Source organism: Salmonella sp. SAL04196, assembly GCF_046550835.1.
Lineage (GTDB): Bacteria > Pseudomonadota > Gammaproteobacteria > Enterobacterales > Enterobacteriaceae > Salmonella > Salmonella enterica.
The window spans coordinates 746,178-767,295 of sequence record NZ_JBGDXE010000001.1 but is presented as its reverse complement, the minus strand read 5'-3'; the positions used below and the strand labels follow the sequence as shown (position 1 = coordinate 767,295).

General features: G+C 53.4%; 20 protein-coding genes. 7 read left to right on the top strand and 13 right to left on the bottom strand.

The genetic code is table 11. The features are described 5' to 3' along the window. Positions 1-11 precede the first annotated feature (11 nt). A complete protein-coding gene (bioD, locus tag ACLJPE_RS03905; protein ID WP_000919206.1) occupies positions 12-707 on the top strand; it encodes a dethiobiotin synthase in 696 nt (231 codons plus the stop codon). On the opposite strand, the gene clcB is transcribed toward bioD, so the two are convergent. The 11 genes from clcB to ACLJPE_RS03850 all read right to left on the bottom strand — a co-directional run bounded on the left by clcB (position 663) and on the right by ACLJPE_RS03850 (position 13,425). Further along, on the bottom strand, positions 663-1,952 hold the full coding sequence (gene clcB / locus ACLJPE_RS03900; protein WP_031603922.1) for a voltage-gated ClC-type chloride channel ClcB: 1,290 nt from the start codon (positions 1,950-1,952) through the stop codon (positions 663-665). The two genes, bioD and clcB, sit on opposite strands and share 45 nt — an antisense overlap. Before the next feature lie 135 nt (positions 1,953-2,087). Next, a complete protein-coding gene (gene osmV / locus ACLJPE_RS03895; RefSeq protein WP_000593078.1) occupies positions 2,088-3,236 on the bottom strand; it encodes an osmoprotectant ABC transporter ATP-binding protein OsmV in 1,149 nt (382 codons plus the stop codon). Continuing rightward, positions 3,236-3,883, bottom strand: coding sequence for an osmoprotectant ABC transporter permease OsmW (gene osmW, locus ACLJPE_RS03890; protein ID WP_000379677.1), 648 nt, complete (start codon positions 3,881-3,883; stop codon positions 3,236-3,238). Before osmW ends, osmV begins: the two co-directional genes overlap by 1 nt. 9 nt (positions 3,884-3,892) lie before the next feature. Next, positions 3,893-4,795: an osmoprotectant ABC transporter substrate-binding protein OsmX gene (osmX, locus tag ACLJPE_RS03885; RefSeq protein WP_001211193.1), complete on the bottom strand. Its 903-nt coding sequence runs from the start codon at positions 4,793-4,795 to the stop codon at positions 3,893-3,895. 28 nt (positions 4,796-4,823) lie between these two features. Further along, complete coding sequence (gene osmY, locus ACLJPE_RS03880; RefSeq protein ID WP_000557304.1) at positions 4,824-5,534, bottom strand: osmoprotectant ABC transporter permease OsmY; 711 nt, start codon at positions 5,532-5,534, stop codon at positions 4,824-4,826. 304 nt (positions 5,535-5,838) lie between these two features. After that, positions 5,839-6,453: a Tat proofreading chaperone DmsD gene (gene dmsD, locus ACLJPE_RS03875; protein WP_000206565.1), complete on the bottom strand. Its 615-nt coding sequence runs from the start codon at positions 6,451-6,453 to the stop codon at positions 5,839-5,841. A gap of 42 nt (positions 6,454-6,495) precedes the next feature. Then, positions 6,496-7,353: a dimethyl sulfoxide reductase anchor subunit family protein gene (locus tag ACLJPE_RS03870; RefSeq protein ID WP_000534706.1), complete on the bottom strand. Its 858-nt coding sequence runs from the start codon at positions 7,351-7,353 to the stop codon at positions 6,496-6,498. Position 7,354: 1 nt separating this feature from the next. Continuing rightward, the gene (gene dmsB, locus ACLJPE_RS03865) at positions 7,355-7,972 is read right to left on the bottom strand and encodes a dimethylsulfoxide reductase iron-sulfur subunit DmsB (protein WP_000213064.1); all 618 of its coding nucleotides are present in this window, start codon (positions 7,970-7,972) and stop codon (positions 7,355-7,357) included. 10 nt (positions 7,973-7,982) lie between these two features. Beyond that, positions 7,983-10,418, bottom strand: coding sequence for a selenate/tellurate reductase subunit YnfF (ynfF, locus tag ACLJPE_RS03860; protein ID WP_000705292.1), 2,436 nt, complete (start codon positions 10,416-10,418; stop codon positions 7,983-7,985). A gap of 97 nt (positions 10,419-10,515) precedes the next feature. Beyond that, the gene (ynfE, locus tag ACLJPE_RS03855; protein WP_001117596.1) at positions 10,516-12,960 is read right to left on the bottom strand and encodes a selenate/tellurate reductase subunit YnfE; all 2,445 of its coding nucleotides are present in this window, start codon (positions 12,958-12,960) and stop codon (positions 10,516-10,518) included. 156 nt (positions 12,961-13,116) lie between these two features. Further along, positions 13,117-13,425, bottom strand: a complete 309-nt coding sequence (locus ACLJPE_RS03850) for a DUF1161 domain-containing protein (protein WP_000975516.1) — start codon at positions 13,423-13,425, stop codon at positions 13,117-13,119. 103 nt (positions 13,426-13,528) lie between these two features. Between ACLJPE_RS03850 and ACLJPE_RS03845 the strand changes: the two genes are divergently transcribed. After that, a complete protein-coding gene (locus ACLJPE_RS03845) occupies positions 13,529-14,239 on the top strand; it encodes a YnfC family lipoprotein (protein ID WP_000743122.1) in 711 nt (236 codons plus the stop codon). 40 nt (positions 14,240-14,279) lie between these two features. Here ACLJPE_RS03845 and speG read toward each other — a convergent pair whose 3' ends face one another. Continuing rightward, on the bottom strand, positions 14,280-14,840 hold the full coding sequence (gene speG, locus ACLJPE_RS03840; RefSeq protein ID WP_000199997.1) for a spermidine N1-acetyltransferase: 561 nt from the start codon (positions 14,838-14,840) through the stop codon (positions 14,280-14,282). Between the two features lie 35 nt (positions 14,841-14,875). Beyond that, the gene (locus tag ACLJPE_RS03835; RefSeq protein ID WP_001066438.1) at positions 14,876-15,217 is read right to left on the bottom strand and encodes a DUF1283 family protein; all 342 of its coding nucleotides are present in this window, start codon (positions 15,215-15,217) and stop codon (positions 14,876-14,878) included. Between the two features lie 152 nt (positions 15,218-15,369). Here ACLJPE_RS03835 and ACLJPE_RS03830 point away from each other — a divergent pair, with 152 nt between their 5' ends. The 5 genes from ACLJPE_RS03830 (at position 15,370) to ACLJPE_RS03810 (ending at position 21,105) form a co-directional block, all read left to right on the top strand. Then, on the top strand, positions 15,370-15,696 hold the full coding sequence (locus ACLJPE_RS03830; RefSeq protein WP_000921389.1) for a YnfA family protein: 327 nt from the start codon (positions 15,370-15,372) through the stop codon (positions 15,694-15,696). A gap of 121 nt (positions 15,697-15,817) precedes the next feature. After that, positions 15,818-17,032, top strand: a complete 1,215-nt coding sequence (gene rspA, locus ACLJPE_RS03825) for a starvation-sensing protein RspA (protein ID WP_000706261.1) — start codon at positions 15,818-15,820, stop codon at positions 17,030-17,032. A gap of 10 nt (positions 17,033-17,042) precedes the next feature. Continuing rightward, a complete protein-coding gene (locus ACLJPE_RS03820) occupies positions 17,043-18,062 on the top strand; it encodes a Zn-dependent oxidoreductase (protein ID WP_000836487.1) in 1,020 nt (339 codons plus the stop codon). 53 nt (positions 18,063-18,115) lie between these two features. Then, positions 18,116-19,495 carry an MFS transporter gene (locus ACLJPE_RS03815; RefSeq protein WP_000192119.1) on the top strand — a complete coding sequence of 460 codons (1,380 nt, stop codon included), beginning with the start codon at positions 18,116-18,118 and terminating at the stop codon, positions 19,493-19,495. Positions 19,496-19,638: 143 nt separating this feature from the next. Further along, positions 19,639-21,105 carry a mannitol dehydrogenase family protein gene (locus tag ACLJPE_RS03810; protein ID WP_001181269.1) on the top strand — a complete coding sequence of 489 codons (1,467 nt, stop codon included), beginning with the start codon at positions 19,639-19,641 and terminating at the stop codon, positions 21,103-21,105. Positions 21,106-21,118 lie beyond the last annotated feature (13 nt).

Genomic DNA, 21,118 nt, shown 5'->3' with positions numbered 1-21,118 from the left:
TGGAGTTAGTGATGCTGAAGCGTTTCTTTATTACAGGTACAGACACTTCTGTTGGGAAGACGGTGGTTTCCCGCGCATTACTACAAGCGTTAGCGTCGGGTGGTAAGAGCGTCGCAGGGTATAAACCTGTCGCTAAAGGGAGCAAAGAGACTGCAGAAGGGATGCGCAACAAAGACGCGCTGGTATTGCAAAGCGTCTCTTCGCTGGAGTTGCCGTATGAGGCGATTAATCCGATCGCGTTAAGCGAAGAAGAAAGCAGCGTCGCGCATAGCTGTCCTATAAATTACACCTTGCTGTCCAACGGTCTGGCGAGCCTGAGCGATAAAGTGGACCACGTGGTTGTGGAGGGTACTGGCGGCTGGCGTAGTTTGATGAATGATTTACGTCCATTGTCCGAATGGGTGGTACAGGAACAGTTACCGGTATTGATGGTGGTAGGGATTCAGGAGGGGTGCATTAATCATGCGCTACTGACTGCGCAAGCTGTCGCTAACGATGGACTGCCATTAATTGGCTGGGTGGCGAATCGTATCAATCCTGGCCTGGCGCATTATGCTGAAATTATTGATGTGCTTGGGAAAAAACTGCCAGCGCCGCTGATTGGCGAGTTGCCGTACCTGCCGCGCGCCGAGCAGCGTGAGCTGGGGCAGTATATTCGTTTGTCAATGCTCGGCAGCGTGCTGGCGGTAGATAGAATCATGGCGTAACGTTCGCGAGAGCACTGACGCGACTACACAGGCAATCAGCAGACCGGGGAGTAACTGATACTCGCCGGTCATTTCACAAATCATCAGGGTGGACATTATCGGCGCATGGGTTGTCGCCGCCAGTAGCGTCGCCATACCCGCCAGCCCCAATAAAATTGCTATTTCATCCGAGCCTGGAAGCCAGAATCCCCATATCCGACCCAGAAACATTCCAATTGATAATCCGACAAATAATGTTGGCGTAAAGACGCCGCCCGGCGCGCCAGACCCGCTGCTGGCGAGCACCGCCAGGATTTTGCACACAAAAATTCCGCCAATCAGCGAGAATAGCGGCGGAGAGAGCAAAAATGATTGTACGACGCTATAGCCGTTTCCCCATACCGTGGGCGTGAGTAACGACAGTAATCCGACAATAAGCCCGCCCAGCGCCAGTTGCCAGGGCGGGGACAATTTTAAGCGTAAGAAACTATTATGGCTGGCCGTCATCAGCCACATCAGCAACGGACCGCACAGACCGGCGACCAGGCCGGTACTGACTATCATGACGTACTCCCGCGCGTGGAGATCAACGGTCAGATGTACGGTATAGAGTAGTGAATCGCTACCGTTTAATAGATGGGTGGTTAGCAGGGCGACGACGGCGGAAACGACAACCGGGCCGAGGGAAGCCAGCATTAAGGTACCGAACAGGATTTCCGCGATAAACAGGCTGCCCGCCAGCGGCGCATGGTAAGCGCCCGCCATGCCCGCAGCGGCGCCGCTGGCGATCCATAATTTCCATTCCTCACGCGGCGTGAAGCGTCGGGCAAAGCTGGATGCCGCCAGCGAGGCGAGGAGGATCATTGCGCCTTCGCGACCAATTGCGCTGCCGCTGACCACGACCAGCAGCGAGGCCAGCGATTTTACCAGACTGGCGCCAACGTCAAATTGCCCGTCGGTTTGCAATGCTTCCATATAGTCAGTGGGCGCATGGGGGCGCTGTTGGTTCATTTTTTGCCACCCCCACAGCAACAGGCCAGCGGCCAGGCCGCCAAGCGCCGGCGTAATCAGCCGTCGCCAGGGCGAAAGCCCCTCAGCCGCATTCACCAGACTGCCGGTGTCATTACTCAGGAAAATCCACTCCAGCAATTGCATCGCATGACGGAAGGCGGCGACAGCCAGCGCCGCGAGAATACCGATGAGCGTAGCGATCAGCAGGCGACGAAACATCGTGCGCAGATCCGGGTAAGCGTGTAAACGATGCATGAGCGGGTAAACAGGGAGTTTCAGGATAGCCTATTCTGCGGGGAAATGGCGTCAGACGCAAAAGCACTATGTGCGATATAATATTGCGTACAATAATGATATTGCCGGATAGCGAGAGGCCATCCGGCGGCAACGTTAGCTGCTTTCGTGAATATTTAGCGCCCGACGCGTGCGGCCTGAGCTGAGATAGTCGGCGATGTAATCCTGAGAGATTTCACCGTTATAGCGTCCGTCTTCATCAACGATCGGCATCCAGCTGGTATTACTTTCGTACAATCTGGACAGCACAATACGCAGATTATCTTCCGCTTTGCCCGTAATACGGAAAGGATGGGTGATATCGGCGCAGATTCCGCTGGCGTTCCGCGCTTCCCGGCGCTTCACAAATCCCAGTGGCTTACCGTCGTTGTCAATGACGGTAATGGCGCGAATATCGTGATCATCCATGATGCCGAACGCCTCGCTTAACGGCGTGGAAGGCCGCGCGGTAATGGTTGGCTGTTGGTCGGTAACATCGCCTGCGGAGACCAGTAGCAAACGCTTTAACGTTCTGTCCTGACCGACAAACGACCCGACAAACTCGTTAGCCGGTTTGGCCAGCAGTTCATCAGGACTGGCGCACTGTACAATTCGCCCCTGACGGAACACGGCGATACGGTCGCCGAGTTTTAGCGCTTCGTCGATATCATGGCTGACCAGCATCACGGTCTTTTTTAGCTTACGCTGCATATCCAGAAACTGGTTCTGGATCACTTCGCGGTTAATTGGGTCCACCGCGCCGAAGGGCTCATCCATCAGCAGTACCGGCGGATCGGCGGCCAGAGCGCGGATCACGCCAATACGCTGCTGCTGTCCCCCGGACATCTCCTTTGGATAGCGATGCAGAAATTTTCTGGCATCCAGCGCCACCATGTCCATCAACTCTTCGGCGCGTTGCTTGCAGCGCGCTTTGTCCCAACCCAACATGCGCGGCACAACGGTAATATTTTCTTCAATCGTCATATTAGGAAACAGGCCGATCTGTTGGATAACATACCCAATATTGCGGCGTAGCGTTACCGTATCCATATCGTTGGTATTCTCGCCGTTGATAAGAATATTACCGCTGCTGGGCGCGATCAGCCGGTTGATCATCTTTAACGTGGTGGTTTTGCCGCAGCCGGAGGGACCGAGTAAGACGCACATTTCGCCTTCCGGCACGTTCAGGTTGACGTTGTCGACGGCTTTTAACGGCTGACCCTTTTTCTGTACAAATTGTTTGGTGAGTTTTTCCAGTTTTATCATTATCGTATCCCCTTAGGTGTCAGTACGACTTGCAGACGATGCAACAGCCAGTCAAGTACAATTGCCAGTAGACAGATCATCAGCGCGCCGGCAATTAACATGCGAATATCGCTGCCGCTAATGCCGTTTAACAGTAGCAGCCCCAGACCGCCGGCGCCGATCACCGCGGCAATCGCCATCACGCCGATATTCATCACTACCGCGGTGCGGATACCCCCGAAAATAACCGGTAGGGCCATTGGGATTTCGACCCAGCGCAGCCGTTGCCAGAAAGTCATACCGATGCCGCGTCCCGCTTCACGCAGACCGGGCGGCAAACTATCAAGCGCAGTATGGGTATTACGGACAATCGGCAGTAAAGAGTAGAGAAAAACAGCCGTCACGGCGGGCAGAACGCCAATACCATGCCCGATCAGCGAAAAGAGCGGGATCATTAATCCAAACAGCGCGATAGACGGAATGGTAAGAAGTAGCGTGGCTGCGCCCAATACCGGCGTTGCCAGCCATTTGTGGCGTACAATCAAAACGCCTAACGGTACGCCGATGATAATCGCCAGACCGACGGCCAGCGCGACCAGCCAGAGATGCTGAAAGGTAAGGCTGGCGAGATAGCCTGCGTTATCCAGCATATAATGTATCGTATCCATAGGCGCTCCTTACAGCAGACCTTTGTCCTGCAAAAATTGATGGGCTACCTGTTGCGGCGTGCGATGCTCGATATCGACCTGGGCGTTTAGGGTCGATATCACATCGTTATTGAGCAGGCCGGAAAGGGTGTTTAAGGCGTCATCAAGGCCAGGATTGGCTTCCAGCACCTCTTTACGCACTACGGGCGTGACAGCGTAACTTGGGAAGAAGCCTTTATCATCTTCCAGCACTTTCAGATCAAACCCTTTCACCCGTCCGTCGGTGGTATAGACCAGCCCGGCGTCAACCAGCCCATCCCGAACGGCGTTATAGACCAGCCCTGGGTCCATCTGTCGTATTTGCGGGCGATCGAGCTGCATCTGATAGGCTTGCTGAAGGGGCTTCATTCCGTCGCTGCGCCCGGCAAATTCCAGATCGAGGCCGAGCATCCAGTTGTGGTCAGGATCGTTCTGCCGGACCTGTTCGATTTTTGCCACCATTTGCGAGATGGTGGTGATATTTTCCGACTCGGCGCGTTTGCGCTGCATCGCGAACGCGTAAGTATTGTTCATGTCAGCCGGTTTGAGCCATACTAGGCCCAGCTTCGCATCCAGGCGTTTTACCGTGTCGTAGGTTTCCTGTGGACTCATGCGCTTATCGATACGGTTGAAAATAATCAGCGATGTACCGGTGTATTCCCAGGTAATATCAATTTGTTTATTCACCATCGCATTACGTGAAATCACCGCGGCGATATTGGTTTGCGGCTGAACCTGAAAGCCTTTCTTCTGCAAATACTGAACGGTCATAGCGGAAAGAATATGCTGCTCGGTAAAGCTTTTGGTGGCGAGAACCAGCGGCGCGGCCTGCGTCTGGCTACTGAACAACAGCGTTGCGGCAAGCCATCCTAACAGGTGTTTTTTGAATCTCATTTAACGCTCCTTATTGTTATTTATGCGTTCAAACGGTATGAGGGCTAAGGCGTCGCCCAAACCAGGCAAGCAGAGTGTCAAGAATCAGCGCGAATAACGCCGTGGCCGTTGCGCCGAGGATCAACGTCGGAAAATCGTTGAGATAAATTCCCGGGAAAATCAGCTCGCCGTAGCTGCTGGCGCCGATCAGAAAGGCCAGCGGCGCGGTGCCGACATTGATGGCGGTCGCGATGCGAATACCGGACAGCATCACTGGCCACGCATTAGGTAGCTCTACCTGGCGAAGCCGCTGCCATTTTGTCATCCCAATCCCGTTCGCCGCTTCAATCAGTGAGGCGGGAACGGAACAGAGGCCCGCATAGGTATTGCGGACGATAGGCAGAAGGGAGGCCAGAAATAGCGCGACAATGGCGGGCGTATCGCCGATCCCGATAATCACCATCGCTAAGGCCAGAACGGCCAGCGGCGGCAAGGTATTACCAACATTAAAGATTTGCATGACATATTCAGCAAATCCTTTTGCCGCAGGACGGCTGAGTAAAATCCCACTCGGGATACCGACCAGTAAAGCAAAAAACATGGACGTAAAGACCAGCATCAAATGCCGTTGTCCGAGATACAGCAGATCGACCTGACGCGCTTTCAGCGTCTCCAGACCGATTCCCCAGATAAACAGCGCCAGTAACAGCAAAATGACGATAGTGAACCCAAGTACACGTTTTAGGGTGAGGGTGTGCATTGCGGTGTGTCTCCCTGTTTGCATGTGTTATGGCGACGTTAAGAGTTGCGTGTTGTTATGCCATGTTCCGGCAGGGTGCTTTGAGCTATAGCAACAGGTTGGGAAGGATTCCAGCGGAGCGTGATGTTTAACACTGTTAAACATCTATTAACAATTATGCTTTGCCCTTATACGGCTTAGCGTGAACATTCACGATAAAGAATTATCTTAAAAATAGAAGCGTGGTGTGACGTTGTCACTTTTTGTAGATAAAAATAGGCCGCAATGGGAGAAAAGGCAGGTAAAATCCTGCCTTTTGTGGGGATTAACGGAATAACGGTTTTACAGCGACGGGAATAATGAGTTGAGCTTGCCATTGCGCCAGCGTCAGACGCGCCAGTTGCCCCAACGCCTGATAAAACGGATGCCCGGCATGATCGATAAATACGTCCAGAAAGCGGGACGACCACGGAAACAGATGCCAGGCCAGGAGTTGTTCGCATTCATGATGACGGTCATTCTCGGCAAGCCAGGCCGCCAGCAGCAACAGCGACCCAAAATGATCTTCTGGCTCGTTTTGCTGCATTTCAAACTGAATTCCGTTTTCGCGCATCCACTGACGTAGCGCCAATGTAGAATCGCCAAATAATACGCTCTCACGATCCAGCCAGACGGAACCCCACGGCGGAGACGGCAGAGCGTAAGGGCCGATAAACAGACGCTGCCAGGCCTGTGGCAACGACTCTTCGCTGTGGGTCTTAAACATAGCCGCCACAGGCGCAAGCGCCTCGGCATCAAGCGGCCACTGCGCCTGCCAGTCGTCGGTTAATAGCGCCTGAACCAGAGGAGCGGTTTCGTGGCTTTCCGGCGAATAATAAAACAACGCGCCGAGAACACGCGCCGTTACTGCAAAATCATCACGTTGTAAAAAAGTGGTCATTCAAACAATCCCGAAAGGTGCGGGTCGCCCCGCACGCATAAATTAACCTGCGACGGCCATACCTACGGTCATATGCAGGCCATAAAAAAGTCCGCGGCCAATAATTTCGCCCGCCAGCACCAGCACGACACCGAGCAGCAAACCAACGGTATGCGGTTCGCGGCGACGGATTAGCGGACATAGCCAGCAGCCTAATCCGGCAGCAAGCAAGACAATGCGCCAGACCTGTAGCATACCGTAATCCGGTGCGAGATGGCTGGCCTGTTGCACGGAACTGTGAATGGTTGAGAGAGACAGCCCTTGTAGTACGATGACCGCCACGCACACCACCAACGCCAGGCCGCTAATACTGGCAAACGTCACGCTGCAAAATGGGACGCGCGCGATGCGTAGCAGTAGCGCCGCAAACACCGGGCCGCACAGGAATGCCGTGAGGAAAAAGGCCAGCGTGGTGTAGCCATTATACCAGGTTGGCACGGTATCTATCTGATAAACGAGCGTCATTGCCCAGATGAATGCAACGCCGAGCGCCATACTGACCAGCAGCCACACTTTACCCAGCGCCGGGGGCATTTTACCGAGTACCGCCACCAGCCACCAGATGCCGCCTACGGCAAAGAACACCGATCCTGCGGCGATTTCATTACTCAGTGCGGAAGCGCCTACGCGGTTAAGCGAGTTAAACGCACGCATCGGCGAGCCGAGATGCATAATCGACGCGAGGAATCCCACTCCCATCACCAGCCACAGAAAAAACATGCTGCGCACGATGCGCTGACGGGCGATGGTATCGTCTTTTGCCGTCAGCCAGCCCAGTCCGCTAACGATTAACGCGCCGACCACGCACTGACCAAAGACCGTGAAGATCATCAACGGCCATTCATGCCATCCACTTCCCATCTTATACCTCCTTCGGATTGGCCAGATAACCGGTAGTGTCCCCGGTCGGGCGGCTGTTGGCGTTGGGTTTAATCACAATATTCGGCTTCGTGAAATGCGCGCGCGGCAGCGGCGCGACGGCAGCCAGCTCACCGTGTTTTTTGCGCAGTTCGTCGATAGGACCAAAGTCCAGCGCCCGCAGCGGACAGGATTCGACGCAGATAGGCTTTTTGCCGTCGGCGACGCGATCATAACAGCCGTCGCACTTGGTCATATGACCTTTGGCCGCGTTGTACTGCGGCGCGCCGTACGGGCAGGCCATGTGGCAGTAGCGGCAGCCGATACAGACCTCTTCGTTCACCACCACAAAACCGTCATCGCGCTTGTGCATCGCGCCGCTCGGGCAGACTTTGGTACAGGCCGGGTCTTCGCAGTGGTTACAGGAGATGGAGAGATAGTAGGCAAAGACGTTCTGGTGCCAGACGCCGTTATCTTCCTGCCAGTCGCCACCCGCATACTCATAAATGCGGCGGAAGCTGACATCCGGGGTCAAATCTTTGTAGTCCTTGCAGGCCAGTTCGCAGGTTTTGCAACCGGTGCAACGGCTGGAATCAATAAAAAATCCATACTGGGTTGTCATGGGTTACTCCTTACGCCTTTTCAACCTGAACAAGATTACTGTGTGACGGATTACCTTTCGCCAGTGGGGAAGGCCGGTGCGACGTCAGAATGTTAATGGAGCCGCCGCGATCGACTTTGTCGCCAAACATGTCGGCATTTAACCAGGCGCCCTGGCCGATAGCGGTGACGCCAGGCAATATGCGCGGCGTGACTTTTGCCGGAATGAGCATCTGTCCGTTCTGGTTAAAGACCCGCACGGTGTCGCCGTGCTGAATGCCGCGCGCTTGCGCATCAATCGGGTTGATCCAGATCTCCTGCGGACATGCCTGTTGCAGGACGTCGATATTGCCGTAGCTGGAGTGGGTACGCGCTTTATAGTGGAAGCCGGTTAGCTGTAGCGGGTAGCGCTGACGAAGCGGATCGTCCCAACCGTCAAAGCCTGGCGTATAGGCGGGTAAAGGATGGATAATCTCATCTTTCTTCAGCTCCCACGTGTTGGCGAGGGTTGCCAGACGCTCGGAATAGATTTCGATTTTACCGGACGGCGTTTTCAGTGGGTTGGCGGCAGGGTCTTCGCGGAAGGCGCGGAAAGCGACGTAGTGCTCCTCCGGGCATTTTTTCTTGAAAATCCCTGTCTGTTTCATCTCTTCGTAATCCGGCATTTCCGGGTTACGCGCTTTGGTTTTTGCGTGCAGGTATTTGACCCACTCATGCTGCGTGCGGCCTTCTGTGAAGGTCTGGTATACGTCCGGACCAAGCCGTTTAGCCACTTCACTGAGCGTCCAGTAAATGGGCTTTCTTTCAAATTTCGGCGAGGTGGCGGGCTGACCAAGAATGACATAGCCCATATTGCCTGCGGATTCGTGGGAAATCAGATCTTCCTGCTCGGTCGGCATTAAATCAGGCAGCAGAATGTCGCAATATTTTGCCGACGCGGTCATAAAGTGCTCGATGCCGACGATCATTTCACATTTACTGTCGTCCTGAAGCACCTCGTGGGTGTGGGCGATATCGCCATGCTGATTGATCAGCGTATTACTGGCGTAGCACCACAAAAATTTGATCGGCACGTCGAGCTTGTCTTTTCCCCGCACGCCGTCGCGTGTGGCGGTCATTTCCGCGCCATGATCGATAGCGTCGGTCCAGGTAAAGACCGAAATCTGGGTTTTTACCGGGTTCTCCAGCATAGAAAACCATTCGACGCCCAGATCCCAGGTGCCTTCGCGTACGCCGGAATTACCGCCATTTATGCCGACGTTACCGGTGAGTACAGACAACATGGCGATTGCGCGTGCGGTCTGCTCCCCGTTAGAGTGGCGTTGCGGTCCCCAGCCCTGGCAAATGTAAGCCGGTTTCGCCGAGCCGATTTCCCGCGCCAGTTGAATGATTTTTTCCGCCGGAATACTGGTAATCTGCGCGGCCCATTGCGGCGTTTTAGCAATACCGTCTTCGCCCTGACCCAAAATATAGGCTTTATAGTGCGCGTTACGCGGGGCCGAGGCGGGCAGAGTGGTTTCGTCGTAGCCGATGCAGTATTTATCCAGAAACGGTTTATCAATAAGATCTTCGGTAATCAGCACCCAGGCGATTGCCGCCGCCAGCGCGCCATCGGTACCAGGGCGAATCGGCAGCCACTCGTCTTCGCGGCCGGCGGCAGTGTCGTTATAACGCGGGTCAATCACGATCATCCGGGCGTTGGAGCGTTCGCGCGCCTGTTCGACATAGTATGTCACGCCGCCGCCGCTCATACGTGTTTCCGCGGGGTTATTGCCAAACATCACCACCAGTTTTGTATTGGCGATATCATCCGGACTGTTGCCGTCGTTGCCGCCGAACATATAGCTCATGGCCGCGCTGATTTGGGCGGTGCTGTAGCTACCGTAACGGCTGAGATAGCCGCCGCAGGCGTTCATCAGGCGATACGGTACGTTAGAATTGGTGATATTGCCGCCGTCCACGCCGGTACCGTAAAGCACATGTACCGCTTCGTTGCCGTAGTCCTTGAGGATACGTTTCAGGTTATCGCCGATGGTATCCAACGCTTCATCCCAACTGATACGTTCGAATTTGCCTTCTCCTCGTTTACCAACGCGTTTCATCGGATATTTCAGGCGATCGGGGTGGTTCATCCGGCGACGAATGGAGCGACCGCGCAGGCAGGCGCGTACCTGATGGTTGCCATATTCATCGTTGCCCGTGGTATCTGATTCAACCCAATATACGGTGTCATCTTTTACGTGCAGGCGTAGCAGACAGCGGCTGCCGCAGTTAACGGTACATGAACTCCAGACCGCTTTTTCTGCCACATTGCCAGATGCGAGGCCTGCTGCGGCGTGGGCGATGCGGGAGAATGGAAGGGTGAAAGCGCTACTGGCAAGCGCAAGGCTACCGATAGCGGAGGTTTTTACCAGGCTTCGTCGGCTGATACTGGCCGCCATTAATGCCTCAGGGTTGGTGATTTTCATAACAGCTCACTATGCTCATCCAAAAAGAGTTTTAAATGTCGTTGTGTTCGCAAAACGGGGAGCTCCGGGCGCGTAAAAACGTCCCGGAGCAGGCGGCTTAGATTTTTTCGATTTCCACCAGATTTGTATGTTGAGGATTCCCTTTTGCCAGGGGGGAAGGACGCAGCGTCGTGAGCGTATTGATGCAGGCGCCGTGGTCAATTTTATCGCCAGCCATATCCGCATTATGCCATGCGCCCTGACCCATCGCGCTGACGCCCGGCAGAATACGCGGCGTGACTTTGGCGGGTAGACGCACCTCTCCACGATCGTTAAAGACGCGAACCCTGTCGCCATTCGCGATACCGCGTTTTTGCGCATCGAGCGGATTTATCCACACCTCCTGGCGACAGGCGGCCTGCAGAACATCAATATTGCCGTAGCTTGAATGGGTACGGGATTTATAGTGAAAGCCAAACAGCTGTAGCGGGAAGGTGCTCCGTTTCGGATCGTCCCATCCTTCAAAAGTAGGGGTATAAATCGGCAGTGGGCTTATCACGTCGCCTTCCGCCAGCTCCCAGGTACTGGCGATGTGAGCGAGTTTGCTTGAGTAGATTTCGATTTTACCGGACGGCGTTTTTAACGGATTGGCCTGCGGATCTTCACGAAATTTTTTATAGGCGACAAAATGGCCGTTGGGATCTTTACGTTTATAGATGCCCATTTTTTTCAGCTCGTCATACGCGGGCAATGCCGGATCTCTTGCCTGCATTTTGGCGTACAGATATTGCAGCCATTGCGCCTGGGTACGGCCTTCGGTAAACCGCTGATACACATCGTCGCCGAGGCGTCTGGCGATTTCGCTGAGTACCCAGTAGATGGGCTTGCGCTCGAACTTAGGCGTCGTCGCCGGTTGAATAAAAATCAGATATCCCATATTGCCGGCGTAATCATTGGGGATGATATCTTCCTGTTCGACGGTCATGAGATCCGGCAGTAAAATATCGGCGTACTTCGCGGAAGAGGTCATAAAATTGTCGATGACCACAATCATTTCGCATTTCGCTTCATCCTGAAGAATTTCATGGGTTTTATTAATATCCGAATGCTGATTAATCAGGGTGTTGCCAGCGTAGTTCCATAGAAATTTGATCGGGACATCCAGCTTATCTTTGCCGCGTACGCCGTCGCGCAGGGCGGTCATTTCCGGGCCGCGCGCAATGGCGTCCGTCCAGCTAAAGCAGGAGATGGCGGTTTTAACGGGATTCTCCAGGACCGGCAGACGTTCAATGGTAATGGTGTAAGTAGATTCGCGTGCGCCGCTGTTACCGCCATGAATGCCGACGTTGCCGGTCAGAATCGGTAACATGGCGATGGCGCGAGCGGTTTGTTCGCCGTTCGCCTGACGCTGCGGCCCCCAACCCTGACAGATGTAGGCCGGTTTGACGCTACCTATCTCGCGCGCCAGTTTGATAATCCGATCGGCGGGGATGCCGGTAATATGCGATGCCCACTGCGGCGTTTTTGCGATACCGTCCTCGCCCTGGCCCAAAATATAAGCCTTATAATGGCCATTGGGGGGCGCGTCAGCCGGAAGGGTCTTTTCATCGTAGCCGATGCAATAGTTGTCGAGAAAAGGCTGGTCAACGAGATTTTCGTTAATCAATACCCAGGCAATCCCTGCCACCAGCGCGGCGTCGGTGCCGGGGCGAATCGGTATCCACTCGTCTTCACGTCCGGCAGCGGTATCGGTATAGCGCGGATCTATCACGATCATGCGCGCATTTGAGCGTTCACGCGCTTGCTCCAGAAACCAGGTAATGCCGCCGCCGCTCATGCGTGTTTCAGCCGGATTATTGCCGAACATGACCACCAGTTTACTGTTTTCGATATCAGACGTGCTGTTGCCGTCGTTGGAGCCATAGGTGTAGGGCATGGCGCAAGAAATTTGCGCGGTACTGTATGAGCCGTATTGATTCAACGAACCGCCGTAGCAGTTCATCAAACGCTTCACCGGCGAGGCGGCAGGCGACGAGCGGGTTATGTTGCCGCCTACGATGCCGGATGAATAGTGGATATAAACGGCTTCATTGCCGTAGGTCTCTACGGTCTTTTTCAGGCTGGCGCTAATGGTGTCCAGTGCTTCCTGCCAGCTAATGCGTTCAAATTTGCCTTCGCCGCGGCGGCCAACGCGTTTCATGGGATAGTTAAGGCGATCCGGATGGTTAATGCGCCGACGGATTGAACGGCCCCGCAGACAGGCGCGAACCTGATGATTGCCGTAGACATCGTCGCCAGTATTATCAGTTTCAACCCACCAGACTTCATTATCTTTTACATGCAGACGCAGGGCGCAGCGACTGCCGCAGTTGACCGAACAGGCGCCCCAGACGATTTTATCTTCTTCGTTGCGCATGGCCTGCTGCACTGCCGCGGCCGCGGCCGCGGTACGCATCCCAAACGGTAAAGATACGCCTCCGGCAGCCAGCGCCAGTGAGCCAAGCGCCGCTGATTTCACTAACGTCCTGCGGCTAACGCCTGTTTGTTGCTTTTCTCCGGGCATCACTCACTCCATTGTCGTTATTATTTCGCTATATATTGATAACTATAACGAAATTATTAACATGCTAATGATGTAATGAGTTTACCCCTTTGGGAGTAAGGATTATTAATCCATGTCAAAGAGCGTTACCCTCCGGACCCGGAGGGCAGGAGGAGATTATTGCGGTTCGGCGGATGAACCGTCTTGAGCGGGAGAGGTATTGGCTGGCGCATTGCCGCTGCTGGTGCGGGTATAAAGAATTTTATGCGTGTCGTTCGCGCAATGGCCCACCACCTGTGAGTCGGGCTGATCGGCCTGGTCGTTAGGAACGATAGTGAGCGTAAAATTATCCGCCGGCACGCCGTTATTGATGATACGTTGTTCAATATCGCTTTTTACTCTCTCGCACGATCCCGGTGCCGCCATCACCAGCGAGGGGGCGCTGACTAACGCCAGAGCGGCTATTGCAGTTGCGATTTTCATCATGAACTCCTGTGATTAATGACGATGTTCTAAGCTTAGCATTTTTCGTGTAAATAACTGTATTTGCTAATATGATGATAAATATCTTTTCATCCTGGTGACACGCGTGAAGAAACCCCTTTTACTGACGTTATTGTGCATGATACTGGCAGGTTGTGATAACCCGAAATCCCTTGAGTCTTTTACGCCGGAAATGGCCAGTTTTTCGAACGAATTTGATTTTGATCCATTACGTGGTCCGGTAAAGGATTTCAGCCAGACATTGATGAGTGAGAATGGCGAAGTGGCGAAGCAGGTCACCGGTACGCTTTCACAGGAAGGCTGTTTTGATACGCTTGAGTTACACGATCTGGAGAATAATACGGGGCTGGCGCTCGTGCTGGATGCCAATTATTACCGGGATGCTCAGACGCTGGAAAAAAAGGTGCAGTTACAGGGGAAGTGCCAGCTGGCGGCGTTGCCTTCGGCGGGCGTGACCTGGGAAACGGACGACAACGGTTTTGTGGTATCGGCGACGGGCAAAGAGATGAAAGTCGAGTACCGCTATGATAGCGAAGGTTATCCGCTAGGTAAGACAACCATAAACTCGCAGAATACGCTCTCTGTGACGGCAAAACCCTCCGCGGACCCGCGTAAAAAGCTGGACTATACGGCAGTCAGCCGGGTGGATGATCGACAGGTTGGCAATGTCACACAGAGCTGCGAATATGATGCGTACGCGAACCCTGTTGACTGCCGGCTTGTTATCGTCGATGAGAGCGTTAAGCCGGCAGTGTCCCACCATTACACCATTAAAAATCGTATCGATTACTACTAAACCGGGCGCGGTGCGACTCTCCGTGACTACTGCGCCACGTTTACTGCGCGGTGGGTTTCAGGAGCGTAGAACCGGACGTTTTATGTTCATCCAGATACTGCTGCTGGAAGATACACATGCGGATGGTGTTACGGTATTCGCCGTTAATGAAGAACTCATGAATCAGCTCGCCTTCTACTCTAAACCCGAGTTTACGGTAGATGTGAATCGCTTTTTCATTCTCTTTATCGACGATCAAATACAATTTATAGAGATTGAGTACGGTAAATCCGTAATCCATCGCCAGTTTGGCCGCGCGTGACGCCAGGCCTTTTCCCTGGTACTCCGGCGAGATAATAATCTGAAATTCCGCCCGCCGATGCACATGGTTAATTTCCACCAGTTCTACCAGCCCAGCGTTTTCACCATCGCATTCGACGACAAAGCGCCGTTCGCTTTGGTCGTGGATGTGTTTGTCGTAGAGATCCGACAGTTCGACAAAAGCCTCATACGGCTCTTCAAACCAGTAACGCATAACGCTGGCATTATTATCAAGCTGGTGGACAAATCGTAAATCTTCACGCTCAAGCGGGCGCAGTCTGACCTTGTAGTCACTTGTCATACTGTATCCTTACACTTCCTTTTAGTTATCCTGCATTAGGGCGTAATAACGCGACCTGTACGACGATCCAGACACCGCAGCGTATTGGGCTCCCAATAGGCGTTGATGTTGGCGCTTTGCTCGCATTTATCGCGGTTATCAAAGGCGGCATCGGCTTTGTCCCACTCTTTTTCTGCGCGGGTATTCACTTTCTGACGCAGACTGCGAGTGTCGTTCCATTGTTCCTTTTCCATCGCCGCTTCCTGACGACTTTGTGCGCTATCTCCCGATTCAATCACCAGTTTACTGGTTTCAGCGAATGCGGAAGGAGTATATATAACGGCCGCCAACGTAAGCATTGCCGTCAGGCACAGGCGTTTGCTCAGCGTATTGTTCATCACAACATCCTTTCATTAGAGGGGAAAAAGCGGTAAACCACCTGTAAATTCTACACCAATCCTTATGCCGGGCATATACACAAGAATGGCCGGATAACCGTAACGATATTCTGTTGTATTATCACTTATCATTTCGTAACCAAATGAATCTCATGCTAAAGACGACTCTGCTTTTCTTTGTTACCGCCCTCTGTGAAATCATTGGATGTTTTCTTCCCTGGCTATGGCTTAAGCGCGGCGCCAGCGTGTGGTGGCTTTTGCCCGCCGCTGCGTCACTTGCGTTATTCGTCTGGCTTTTGACCTTGCATCCGGCGGCGAGTGGGCGGGTTTATGCGGCTTACGGTGGGGTATATGTCTGTACTGCGCTCCTGTGGTTACGTGTTGTCGATGGCGTCCGGCTCACGGTTTATGACTGGTGCGGCGCGCTGATCGCGTTGTGTGGAATGCTGATTATCGTCGTCGGATGGGGACGTACGTAACATTGCCGCGCGACCAGAACATTTTGTGATCTGGCAGCGCTTTTTACATTAATATACTTGTATGGTAGTAGCTCAGTTGGGTAAATTTCCTGCATCCCATAATGCGATGTAAGGAATAAAAATGAAGATTGTAGGGGCTGAAGTTTTTGTTACGTGTCCAGGGCGTAACTTCGTCACCTTAAAGATAACCACGGAAGACGGGATCATCGGTCTGGGGGATGCCACCCTGAACGGACGCGAGCTCCCGGTGGCCTCGTACCTTACCGATCACCTGTGCCCACAGCTCATCGGGCGGGATGCTCGCCGCATCGAAGATATCTGGCAGTTCTTCTACAAAGGCGCGTACTGGCGCCGTGGCCCTGTCACCATGTCCGCCATTTCCGCGGTTGATATGGCGCTATGGGATATTAAAGCCAAAGCCGCCAATATGCCGTTGTATCAGTTACTCGGCGGCGCTTCGCGTGAAGGCGTCATGGTGTATTGCCATACCACAGGCCACACCATCGACGATGTGCTGGAAGACTACGCGCGTCATAAAGAGCAAGGGTTCAAAGCAATCCGCGTGCAGTGCGGCGTTCCGGGGATGAAAACCACCTACGGCATGGCGAAAGGCAAGGGGCTGGCCTATGAGCCCGCGACAAAAGGCCAGTGGCCGGAAGAACAGTTGTGGTCAACGGAAAAGTATCTCGATTTTACGCCAAAGCTGTTTGACGCCGTGCGTAATACGTTCGGGTTTAATGAACATCTTCTGCACGATATGCATCACCGACTGACGCCTATTGAGGCTGCCCGCTTTGGCAAAAGTATTGAAGACTATCGTTTGTTCTGGATGGAAGACCCGACGCCGGCTGAAAATCAGGCGTGCTTCCGCCTCATCCGCCAGCATACGGTCACGCCGATTGCGGTAGGCGAAGTCTTTAACAGTATCTGGGATTGCAAACAGCTCATTGAAGAGCAATTGATTGACTATATCCGCACCACGCTTACCCATGCCGGTGGTATTACCGGGATGCGCCGCATTGCCGATTTTGCCTCGCTCTACCAGGTGCGTACCGGTTCGCATGGGCCGTCCGATCTGTCGCCGGTTTGTATGGCCGCTGCATTACATTTCGACCTGTGGGTGCCTAACTTTGGCGTACAGGAGTATATGGGCTACTCCGAACAGATGCTGGAGGTTTTCCCGCATAACTGGACGTTCGAGGGCGGCTATATGCATCCGGGCGACAAGCCAGGACTGGGCATTGAGTTCGATGAAAAACTGGCGGCGAAATATCCGTACGATCCAGCCTATTTGCCGGTGGCCCGCCTGGAAGACGGCACACTGTGGAACTGGTAAGGAGCGAAAAATGAAAAGCATCGTAATCGAAAAACCGAATACATTAACTATCGAAACGCGCGCGCTTCCTCAGCCTGCGCCGGGTGAAGTTCGTATTAAAGTGAAACTGGCGGGTATCTGCGGTTCCGACAGTCATATTTATCGGGGACATAATCCCTTTGCAAAATATCCCCGTGTCATAGGCCATGAATTTTTCGGTGTCATCGACGCGGTAGGCGACAACGTCAATCACGACCGGATAGGAGAACGGGTATCCGTCGATCCGGTGATCAGTTGCGGGCATTGTTACCCTTGTTCAGTCGGTAAACCCAATGTGTGTACCTCGCTGGTGGTGCTGGGCGTGCATCGTGACGGCGGTTTCAGCGAGTATGCGGTGGCGCCGGCCCGTAATGCTCATCGCATACCGGACAACATCGCAGATCATCATGCCGTCATGGTTGAGCCGTTTACCATTGCGGCAAATGTGACGGGGCAGGTGAATCCAACCGAGCAGGACGTGGCGCTTATCTATGGCGCTGGCCCGATGGGACTGACGACCGTACAGGCGCTGAAGGGGGTTTATCAGGTTAAAACGGTCATAGTCGTTGATCGCATTGAAGAGCGTTTAGCGATGGCGAAGCAGAGCGGCGCTGACTGGACCCTCAATAATGGTCAACATTCACTGGCGGAATTTCTACAGCAGAAGGCGCTAAAGCCGACCTTGATTGTCGATGCCGCCTGTCATCCCGCTATCCTGCAAGAGGCGATTACACTTGCATCGCCTGCGGCACGCATTGTCCTGATGGGATTTTCCAGCGACCCGTGTGAGATTGTACAGCAGGGTATTACCGGAAAAGAGCTGGCTATTTATTCATCGCGTCTTAATGCCAATAAATTCCCGGTCGTGATTGACTGGCTGAATAAAGGGCTTATTGATCCGGATAAGCTGATAACGCATACATTTGATTATCAACATGTCACCGACGCGATTGAGCTTTTCGAGAAAGACCAGCGTCAATGCTGCAAAGTCTTACTCACGTTTGCGAAATAATATAAATAATTGCGAGTAAGTGGTACGCATCTTACCTCTTAGAGATTGCCTATATGACACAAATAAAGCATGAACGATCGACTCAGGATTTAGTGCGCGCTGCCGTATCTGGCTGGTTAGGCACCGCGCTTGAATTTATGGATTTTCAGTTATATTCACTAGGCGCGGCTCTGGTCTTCCATGAGATATTTTTCCCGGAACAGTCTGCCGCGATGGCGCTTATTCTGGCAATGGGCACCTATGGTGCAGGTTATATAGCCAGAATTATCGGCGCCTTTGTTTTTGGTAAAATGGGCGACCGCATCGGACGAAAAAAAGTATTGTTTATTACCATCACCATGATGGGGATCTGCACCACGCTGATTGGCGTACTGCCGACGTATGCGCAAATCGGCATTTTTGCGCCAGTATTACTGGTGACATTGCGAATTATACAGGGGCTGGGCGCCGGGGCGGAAATTTCCGGCGCGGGTACCATGCTGGCCGAGTATGCGCCGAAAGGAAAGCGTGGCATCATTTCCTCGCTGGTTGCGATGGGCACCAACTGCGGTACGTTGAGCGCGACGGCGATCTGGGCGGTGATGTTCTTTGCGCTTGAACGCGAACAGCTGATCGCCTGGGGATGGCGTATTCCTTTCCTGGCGAGCGTCGTTGTCATGATATTCGCGATCTGGCTGCGAATGAATCTGAAAGAAAGTCCGGTATTCGAAAAAGTAAGTGAAGGCGAAAAATCGCCAGCGTTAACGTCTGCGTCAGAAAATACATTGGGCGCGATGTTTACCAGCAAATCTTTCTGGCTGGCCACCGGTTTACGTTTTGGACAAGCTGGGAATTCGGGGCTTATTCAAACCTTCCTTGCCGGATATTTAGTTCAGACGTTATTATTTAACAAATCTATCCCAACCGATGCGTTAATGATAAGTTCCGTAATTGGTTTTATCACTATCCCACTATTAGGGTGGTTGTCCGATAAATACGGTCGTCGGCTGCCGTATATAATATTGAATATCTCCGCGATTATCCTCGCCTGGCCGATGCTGTCTATTGTGGTAGATAAAACGTATAGCCCTGGCGTAATTATGGCGGCGCTCATTGTTATTCATAACTTTGCCGTGCTGGGATTATTTGCGCTGGAAAACATCACCATGGCGGAAATTTTCGGATCGCGTAATCGCTTCACCCGGATGGCGATTTCAAAAGAGGCAGGAGGCCTGGTGGCGGTTGGCTTTGGCCCTGTTCTTGCGGGGATCTTTTGTAACATGACCGATTCCTGGCTGCCCATATTAATTATGCTGGTGCTCTACTCGTGTATTGGTCTGATTTCTGCGTTGTTGATGCCGGAGGTCAGAGATCGCGATCTGAGCTTGCCTGAGGATGCGGCGGAAGCGACAGCGGCAGAGAAGTTACGCCACTCCGCAACCCAGACGAGTTAAATCGTGTCGACGGTATGGCCGGAACGCTAATGCGGTTTCGGCCATGCTGTCCGGCCACTTTTGTTTAATTAGCGTAAATCCAAATGCACCAGGGCAGGCGTTACTCTGCGACTGTTCCGCTTTCAGAATATAGAGGTTATAAAATGCAAAACAGGCTTTTATCGGCAAAGGCGACGCTTCCTGATTACGATCGCGCGGCGCTGGTGGCGCGGATGGTCCATCTCGGTTTTGGCGCGTTTCATCGCGCGCATCAGGGGGTTTATACAGATATTCTGGCTGCGGAGCAGCATAGCGACTGGGGCTATTATGAGGTTAACCTTATTGGCGGCGAACAGCAGATTGCCGATCTAAAGCAGCAGGATAACCTCTATACCGTGGCGGAGATGTCGGCGGAAGCCTGGACGGCGCGTGTGGTGGGCGTCGTCAAAGCGGCGTTGCATGTTCAGGTTGATGGTCTGGAACGTGTGCTGGCGGCGATGTGCGAACCGCAAATAGCGATTGTGTCTCTGACCATTACCGAGAAAGGGTATTGTCATTCGCCAGCCACGGGCCAACTTCTGCTGGAACATCCCATGATTGCCGCCGACCTGCAAAATCCGCATCAACCGCTAACGGCACCGGGTATTATTGTCGAAGCGTTAGCGCGTCGTAAAGCCGCAGGCTTATCGGCATTTACCGTGATGTCCTGCGATAACATGCCGGAAAATGGGCATGTGACGCGTCAGGTTGTGACGGCTTACGCCCGGGAGGTGGATGCGGAACTGGCGATATGGATCGAGCAAAACGTGACATTTCCGTCAACCATGGTTGATCGGATTGTCCCTGCGGTCACGCCGGAGACGCTGGATAAAATCGAACAACTGACCGGCGTGCGCGATCCGGCGGGTGTCGCCTGTGAGCCGTTTCGTCAGTGGGTGATAGAAGATACGTTTGTGGCGGGTCGTCCGCAGTGGGAAAACGCGGGCGCGACGTTGGTCGCCGACGTGGTTCCGTTTGAAGAGATGAAACTGCGAATGCTTAACGGCAGTCATTCTTTCCTGGCTTATCTGGGGTATCTTGCCGGCTATCAGCATATTAATGACTGCATGGCTGACGACAACTATCGTCTGACCGCGCAGGCGTTAATGTTACGCGAGCAGGCGCCCACGCTGAAAGTCCAGGGGGTAGATTTACAGCGTTATGCCGATCAGTTGATTGCGCGTTACCGTAATCCGGCGCTGCGTCATCGTACCTGGCAGATAGCGATGGATGGTAGCCAGAAACTTCCGCAGCGTATGCTGGACTCCGTTCGCTGGCATCTTGCTAATCATAGTGATTTTGATTTGCTGGCGCTGGGCGTGGCGGGGTGGATGCGTTACGTTGGCGGCGTGGATGAACAGGGCAAGGCCATCGACATTAGCGATCCGCTATTGCCGGTTATTCAGCGCGCCGTGGCAAACAGTGAAGAAGGCGCCAGTCGTGTTAAGGCGCTGCTGGGAATGGCTGAAATTTTCGGCAACGATTTGCCGCAGGCGGCGCGGTTTACGCAAAAAGTGCAAGAAGCCTATGACAGTTTACTGACATATGGCGCGAAAGCGAGCGTGGCGAAATATGCCGAGCGATTGAAATAGCGCAGCAGAGACC